Origin of the sequence: Candidatus Hakubella thermalkaliphila (genome assembly GCF_013281975.1) — a bacterium.
GTDB lineage: Bacteria > Actinomycetota > Humimicrobiia > Hakubellales > Hakubellaceae > Hakubella > Hakubella thermalkaliphila.
The window spans coordinates 1-5,520 of record NZ_BLRZ01000012.1; the positions used below are offsets into that span (position 1 = coordinate 1).

General features: G+C 44.5%; 9 protein-coding genes and 1 pseudogene. 1 reads left to right on the plus strand and 9 read right to left on the minus strand.

The window, feature by feature from the left end; genetic code table 11:
• Positions 1-267: 267 nt before the first annotated feature.
• The 5 genes and pseudogenes from hpt to HW443_RS02130 all read right to left on the minus strand — a co-directional run bounded on the left by hpt (position 268) and on the right by HW443_RS02130 (position 3,429).
• Positions 268-807 carry a hypoxanthine phosphoribosyltransferase gene (gene hpt / locus HW443_RS02110; protein ID WP_176229763.1) on the minus strand — a complete coding sequence of 180 codons (540 nt, stop codon included), beginning with the start codon at positions 805-807 and terminating at the stop codon, positions 268-270.
• Between the two features lie 9 nt (positions 808-816).
• Complete coding sequence (tilS, locus tag HW443_RS02115) at positions 817-2,256, minus strand: tRNA lysidine(34) synthetase TilS (RefSeq protein ID WP_176230919.1); 1,440 nt, start codon at positions 2,254-2,256, stop codon at positions 817-819.
• A 442-nt stretch (positions 2,257-2,698) separates the two neighbouring features.
• Positions 2,699-2,851, minus strand: a pseudogene (locus HW443_RS02120) (GDP-mannose 4,6-dehydratase); the annotation flags it as partial.
• A gap of 99 nt (positions 2,852-2,950) precedes the next feature.
• Positions 2,951-3,169 carry a DUF2283 domain-containing protein gene (locus HW443_RS02125; RefSeq protein ID WP_176230920.1) on the minus strand — a complete coding sequence of 73 codons (219 nt, stop codon included), beginning with the start codon at positions 3,167-3,169 and terminating at the stop codon, positions 2,951-2,953.
• Between the two features lie 2 nt (positions 3,170-3,171).
• Positions 3,172-3,429: a DUF4258 domain-containing protein gene (locus HW443_RS02130; RefSeq protein ID WP_176230921.1), complete on the minus strand. Its 258-nt coding sequence runs from the start codon at positions 3,427-3,429 to the stop codon at positions 3,172-3,174.
• Between the two features lie 182 nt (positions 3,430-3,611).
• Between HW443_RS02130 and HW443_RS02135 the strand changes: the two genes are divergently transcribed.
• Positions 3,612-3,935 carry a nucleotidyltransferase domain-containing protein gene (locus HW443_RS02135; RefSeq protein WP_176237865.1) on the plus strand — a complete coding sequence of 108 codons (324 nt, stop codon included), beginning with the start codon at positions 3,612-3,614 and terminating at the stop codon, positions 3,933-3,935.
• Positions 3,936-4,231: 296 nt separating this feature from the next.
• Here the strand turns inward: HW443_RS02135 and HW443_RS02140 are convergent, their stop codons facing one another.
• The 4 genes from HW443_RS02140 to HW443_RS02155 all read right to left on the minus strand — a co-directional run.
• Positions 4,232-4,471, minus strand: a complete 240-nt coding sequence (locus HW443_RS02140; protein WP_176230214.1) for a type II toxin-antitoxin system HicA family toxin — start codon at positions 4,469-4,471, stop codon at positions 4,232-4,234.
• A 5-nt stretch (positions 4,472-4,476) separates the two neighbouring features.
• Positions 4,477-4,695 (minus strand): type II toxin-antitoxin system HicB family antitoxin, encoded by a 219-nt coding sequence (locus tag HW443_RS02145; protein WP_176230923.1) that lies wholly within the window; start codon positions 4,693-4,695, stop codon positions 4,477-4,479.
• Between the two features lie 264 nt (positions 4,696-4,959).
• Positions 4,960-5,208 (minus strand): hypothetical protein, encoded by a 249-nt coding sequence (locus HW443_RS02150; RefSeq protein ID WP_176230924.1) that lies wholly within the window; start codon positions 5,206-5,208, stop codon positions 4,960-4,962.
• Positions 5,209-5,520: PIN domain-containing protein (locus HW443_RS02155; protein WP_176235262.1), on the minus strand; the 312-nt coding region annotated here is incomplete at its 5' end.

Consider the following 5,520-nt stretch of genomic DNA (forward strand, 5'->3'; position numbering starts at 1 on the left):
TTCTCCACATTGCCCTGAGTCACTTCCTCCTCAAAACGGTTAAGGGTAAAATCCTGCATATCAGGAGCCACAAATATCTGACTTCTAAAGAGGAAGAGCATCAGTATGAGCAGAAAAGCCAACAATATAAAATTATTGGTCAACCTTCTAAAATTGTTCACTTTGGGTTTGCTCTTTTGATTAGCCGTTTTTAATCACCTATAGCTCTACTTATATACTATCACAGCCTGCCCACTACTTCAATTTGGCCCGAAGGTCTGGGAGGCTCTAGCTTTGGCAATACTCGGGATCCAGGATGCGGACGTCAGGAAGGTGACGGTAGTCCTCGGCATAATCCAGACCGTATCCGACTACAAACTTGGAGGGGATGCAAAAACCTACGTATTTTATCTTGACCTGGGCAATCCGCTCTTTTGGTTTATCCAGAAGGGTACAGATTTCCAGACTTTTGGGTTCTCTAGTCCGAAGATTGTCATGGAGATAACGAATGGTCCGCCCGGTGTCCACGATATCTTCCACAACCAGGACATCCCTTCCCCGGATATTCACATCCAGATCTTTCACTATCCTGACCACGCCGGAGCTCTGGGTCCTATTTCCGTAACTCGATACGGCCATAAAATCGAACTGAGCAGGAATCTTAATGTACCGGCACAGGTCAGCAATAAATATAAAACCCCCTCTTAAAATAGCCACACAGACCAGATCTTTTCCCTTATAGTCCCGGGAGATCTCTTCTCCTAACTCCCTGGTTCTCTTCTCTATCTGCTCTCTGGAGATAAGGACTTCTCCTGCTTCCTCTTCCATTATCCCCTTCTATCCAACCCTACGGAGTTCTATCTCCAATACTCTTTTGGTGTCCCCATCGATCCTGACCCGCTGGTCCATCCTTAGCCCAGCTACCCAGACTATTTTATGGAAATCCTCCACGATGGGAACCCGCTTCCTGGCCCTCCTGGGTACCTTGCTATCGACGAAGAAGTCCTGTAACTTTTTGATCTTTTTCATCCCCAGAGGTATGAAACGGTCTCCCCCCCTCCAGCCCCTTACCTTGAGGGGAGGAACTATTTTGTCCAAATCCATCCATACGGTATTACCCTGAGGAATTGGACTTTCTCTATTATAATCCATTTCTCTGGTTTTTAGTACCAGACCTGCTTCGGGAATGTCCAGCTCTCCTTCTAAAGGCAGTTCTCGTTCTCTGAGGTCAGACTCTCCAGACACGGACCTTTTAGTCGCCACAATTCTATCATACTCCCGGTAAACTTCCAGACCACCTTCCATCAGGATATGAAAAGACTCATCCGCCTCCAGGGCCTGGGCTACTTCCTCCAGAGGCAGGAAGTCAACATCAAGCAGCTCTCCCTTCACCCGTTGAATGCCCCTCCTTAAGATTCTTCTTACCAGTGCCCTCGGCTGGCGGGCCAGCTCTTTTACATAAAACTGGACTGACTCCTCTCTGACAACTGCCAGATTCTGGAAAAGTTCCTCGGCCAGAGAATCCATCACTTCTTCCTCATCTCTCAATATCTCGGCCGTTCTGAAGACTATGTCCCGGAGAGCCGGGCTGAATTCCCTCTCCAGATAGGGAATGAGCTGGTTTCTGATCCGGTTTCGCTCATATTTCATCTCCCGGTTAGTCCAGTCCATTCTGGGACTCAGGCCTGCTGCCTGACAATAGTTCTCGATCTCCCGACGCCAGACATTGAGAAGGGGCTTTATAAGTTTGCCCTCTCTGTAGTTCATGCCTCCCAATCCTTTGGGACCAGAACCCCGCAAAAGTCGGAAAAGGAATGTCTCCACCTGGTCATCAGCCTGATGTCCCGTAGCGATGCGACTGGCTCCTAAGCTATCCGCCAACTGAAGAAGATGGTTTCTCCTTATCTCTCTGGCTACGCTCTGAAAGGATCTTCTCTCCCTTTTGGAAATCTCCGCTATATCCGCTTCAATCATAGTGACGGGTAGATTCCAGTTCTCTGCCACGGATTTCACATATCGGGCATCCTGGGTGGACTCCCCGTCCCGGGTCAGATGATCTAAGTGAAAGACGTGAATGGCAAAGTGGAGCTCTTCCCTTAACTGAGACAAAAGGTGGAGAAGGCAAAGGGAGTCCGGACCTCCGGATACCGAGACAATCACCAGAGCACCGGGGTCGATCAGTTTATTTCTTCTGATATTTTCTTTTACTTTTTCTTTAAGCTCCAGAGGCTGCATTGGAGCAATTTCCTCCCTTTCTGCTCCAAATCCTATCTTCAAATCCTATCTTTGGCGCGGCTACAGTTTCATGCCCAATCACTTCACATTATATATTAGTTGTATGCGAATTTCCCCTTGAGGAGAAGGGGGCAAAGGGATGAGCGTGGTCGTTTGCGATACTTTGTGGGCCAGGCGGGCAGTGGAAAAACTCTACCTGAAGAAAAGAGGTTCGCAAGAAAGTTGCACTTGACCCTGGCACAAGAGCAGATCTTGTTGCTGAGGTCGAGATAGCAGGAGAGCTAAAAAGAAGTTGGTCGTTAAGGTTAGGACCACGGGAGAGCCTGGAGTTGCTCGAATGGTTGGCTTCCAGCTTCTGAATTATATGCAGGGATTTTCTGAAGCCTATGGTATATTTGCAGCGCCCTACCTAGGTGATCGCGGTCGCCAAATCTGCACATACCAGGTATATTACGACATCGCAAATGTGACATGACGCTAGTATATGAGGATCTGTATAGATATGGTCTATCCTTCCTGTGTTAAAGGTGCTTGCCCTCCTGATAAGTCCATGAACCGCATAGCCCTTTGATAAGAGCAGTTCAGCAAGACAAGAACCATCCTGCCCTGTTATACCTGTGATTAGTGCCTTTTTCATCTCACCTTATCCTTTGTCAGTTTGTTTTGTCTGTCTGTCTGGATGGATTTGTTGAATTCATTCCTTCGCTGGATTATTCTGTCTCATCAGAAAAAACATCTATCGATGAACAATAGCTCGACTAATATCGAATTTAACTGTAGCGAGCTCATCTGGTGCCAGATATTCACTGGCATCCAGTATCTCGATACCTATTACATTGCCGTCCTTATCATAATCCATGATGATTCCTTCTCTTATCTCATCGCTTTCATAATAAGGTGTTTCTTTAATTCGAATATAGAGAATATCCACTTGCTCATCATATCTTACCCTCATATTTACCTCCAGTATTTTTCTATTTTTGGCGTCCAGCAAACAGTTATCACAACCTTGGCACAGGCTCCTTCTTCAAAAATAACTCGAAGCAGACCCTTTTGTCCACCTCGATCAAGTTTCTTCTGAGCTATTTTCCTCTCTTTCTTGCCTGAGAGTATCTGCCCAGGTGATTTGAGAGTATCTAATACAGCTTCATGATTTATCTCTCTTTCTTGCATCTGTAACTGTGCATATTTGGTAAATTCAACCTTTTCTTCCACTATTTCTCTACCTTTTATCTCTTTATCTTAACCACCGGCTCAGAACCACACAACCCCACACCCTTGACCAGTGGATGTTGCCATGTTGAAATCGGCGATAGATGTTCCTTGCATATTTTATATTGCTTTTCAAAATTACAAAATCAGGCCCAGAAAGCCCCGCAATTTATTGCTGGGGATGAATGGCCCCTTGTTTTTTGCTCCTAAAAATAGTGGAAAGGTTTAGGAATCTCGTATCAAAGAGGGTAAGAGTTCACCAAGTAAGGGTATTTGGCTCAAGGGCGAGAGGAAATGCGACAGAGGAATCAGATCTTGATGTTCTGATTGTAGTGGATTACCTTAATCATTTAATAGAAAAATACATAAGTGACTGTGTGTGGGAAGCGGGGTTTCCTGATGATGTAGTAGTTATGCCGATAGCAATAAGCTTGGATACTTTAAGAAATAGCCCAATTCGAGAGTCTGTTTTTATCCGAAATGTTTATCGTGAAGGGGTAACCATATGAAAGAAGAATTCAGTCACGGCGCCTGAAGGTAATAGATCCTCCACTCCCCAAAATAGATGATCACAAGAAGAAGTAAAAATTTAGATATTTTTTACATTTTTTGTCAGTTGTCTGTTTTCTCCACAGGATATTGAGCAATTACACAAAAATAGAAGAATGGATTCCGTGATACTACTTGGAGACGTGTAGGTCAAATCTTTGAGGGGATTACACCTCTTAATTGGCGGGTTCGGAATTTCATATAACGTCAGGTTTGTGAGTTTCCCGTTTATGCCGCTGTTATCTGAAGGCCGCCGTTAGGTTTTTTCATAAGCATTAAGAAAGTCATCTCTTGAAATTCCAGCTTGCGTGCAAATTGTTCTCAAAGTAGAAGCCTTTATTTTAGAATGATTGGGCATGGTTAAAGGAGTTTTAGTTCCATCTGGATTTTCTCGTTCCATCGATATATGTTCTCTTTCACGAATTACCCTGAATCCCAAAATCTCAAGTGATTTTATGACCCTTTGTTTCGGAGCATCAACCGGGAATTTTGGCATGATGCCTACACTCTGGCTTCTGCAACAAACGCCTCAAGAATAGGTGGCTCACCGTCAAGGACATCTTCTCCAAAGGTTTCAATATGAAAGCGTATCGCAGATTTTATATCAGACAATACCTCTTCATAAGTATCCCCTTGTCCGACCACAACGCCTTTGAGCCCTAATGGATAGGCCACATAACCGTCAGGGTGTTTTTCAACAATAATTTTGTACTGTCTCATAATTACCTCTCCTCAAAAATTTGCCACTAAATAATGATACCATATTCTCTTTGATGGCGACTTTCAGACGTCCCGAATTGCAAGCAGGCTCTTCACGGAAGCCCGGCCCAGGACTCTTTACATAGGCAACCTGCGTGATATCACAGAGCACGTGCGGCTGCGGGAGGAACTAAGGGTCATGTCACTTGTGATAAACAAAGAGTTAAGAGCCAGCTACGGTTTCATCAACCATTTTGATTTGTTTTCAAAAACTCTTTGAGCTCATCAATGGATACTGGCTTTAACATCCTGGGAAGCAAACTTTTTCATCCGATGTTTTGTGAGTTTCATTATCTCAGTGTGTATCTCATCGATGGATTTGTCTTCCCACATCTTTTGAAGCTCTTTGACAGAATCTCCCTCTCCTGGCTCAAAAGCCAAGACAAACTTAGTTGCATCAACAACGCCAAGCTCTTCCACCAATGCTTTCCAGCCTTTCCTTAAAATCTTTGGGTCAACTATTAATCTGCCCATCTATCCCCCACCCCTTTTCTTAATATACTCAACAGGTGTCATCACATTTAAACCATACCCTAAAACCTCGACGATTTTAACCTTTTTATTTCGAACCTTATCATCACAGGTGATGAAGTAATCAGCTTTGTCCGCCGCTGCTGAGGCGATGTGCAAGGCATCTCGTGGCCTTAAACCGGCTTGCTCCATTAGTTTTTTGCCAATCCCAACAAGCTCATCACTTTCCTCCACATGGACAACTTCATAAGAAAGTATATCCTCCACTCCCCAAAATCTTTCACCAATCTGGTCTGATAGGGACGATCTGTGAAG

Bases quoted from the DNA above. Each gene is read 5' to 3' on its own strand.
- HW443_RS02125 (WP_176230920.1), bottom strand. From the start codon at position 3,169: ATGAGGGTAAGATATGATGAGCAAGTGGATATTCTCTATATTCGAATT.
- HW443_RS02140 (WP_176230214.1), bottom strand. From the start codon at position 4,471: ATGCCAAAATTCCCGGTTGATGCTCCGAAACAAAGGGTCATAAAATCA.
- hpt (WP_176229763.1), bottom strand. From the start codon at position 807: ATGGAAGAGGAAGCAGGAGAAGTCCTTATCTCCAGAGAGCAGATAGAG.
- HW443_RS02145 (WP_176230923.1), bottom strand. From the start codon at position 4,695: ATGAGACAGTACAAAATTATTGTTGAAAAACACCCTGACGGTTATGTG.
- HW443_RS02135 (WP_176237865.1), top strand. From the start codon at position 3,612: ATGGCCCCTTGTTTTTTGCTCCTAAAAATAGTGGAAAGGTTTAGGAAT.
- HW443_RS02150 (WP_176230924.1), bottom strand. From the start codon at position 5,208: ATGGGCAGATTAATAGTTGACCCAAAGATTTTAAGGAAAGGCTGGAAA.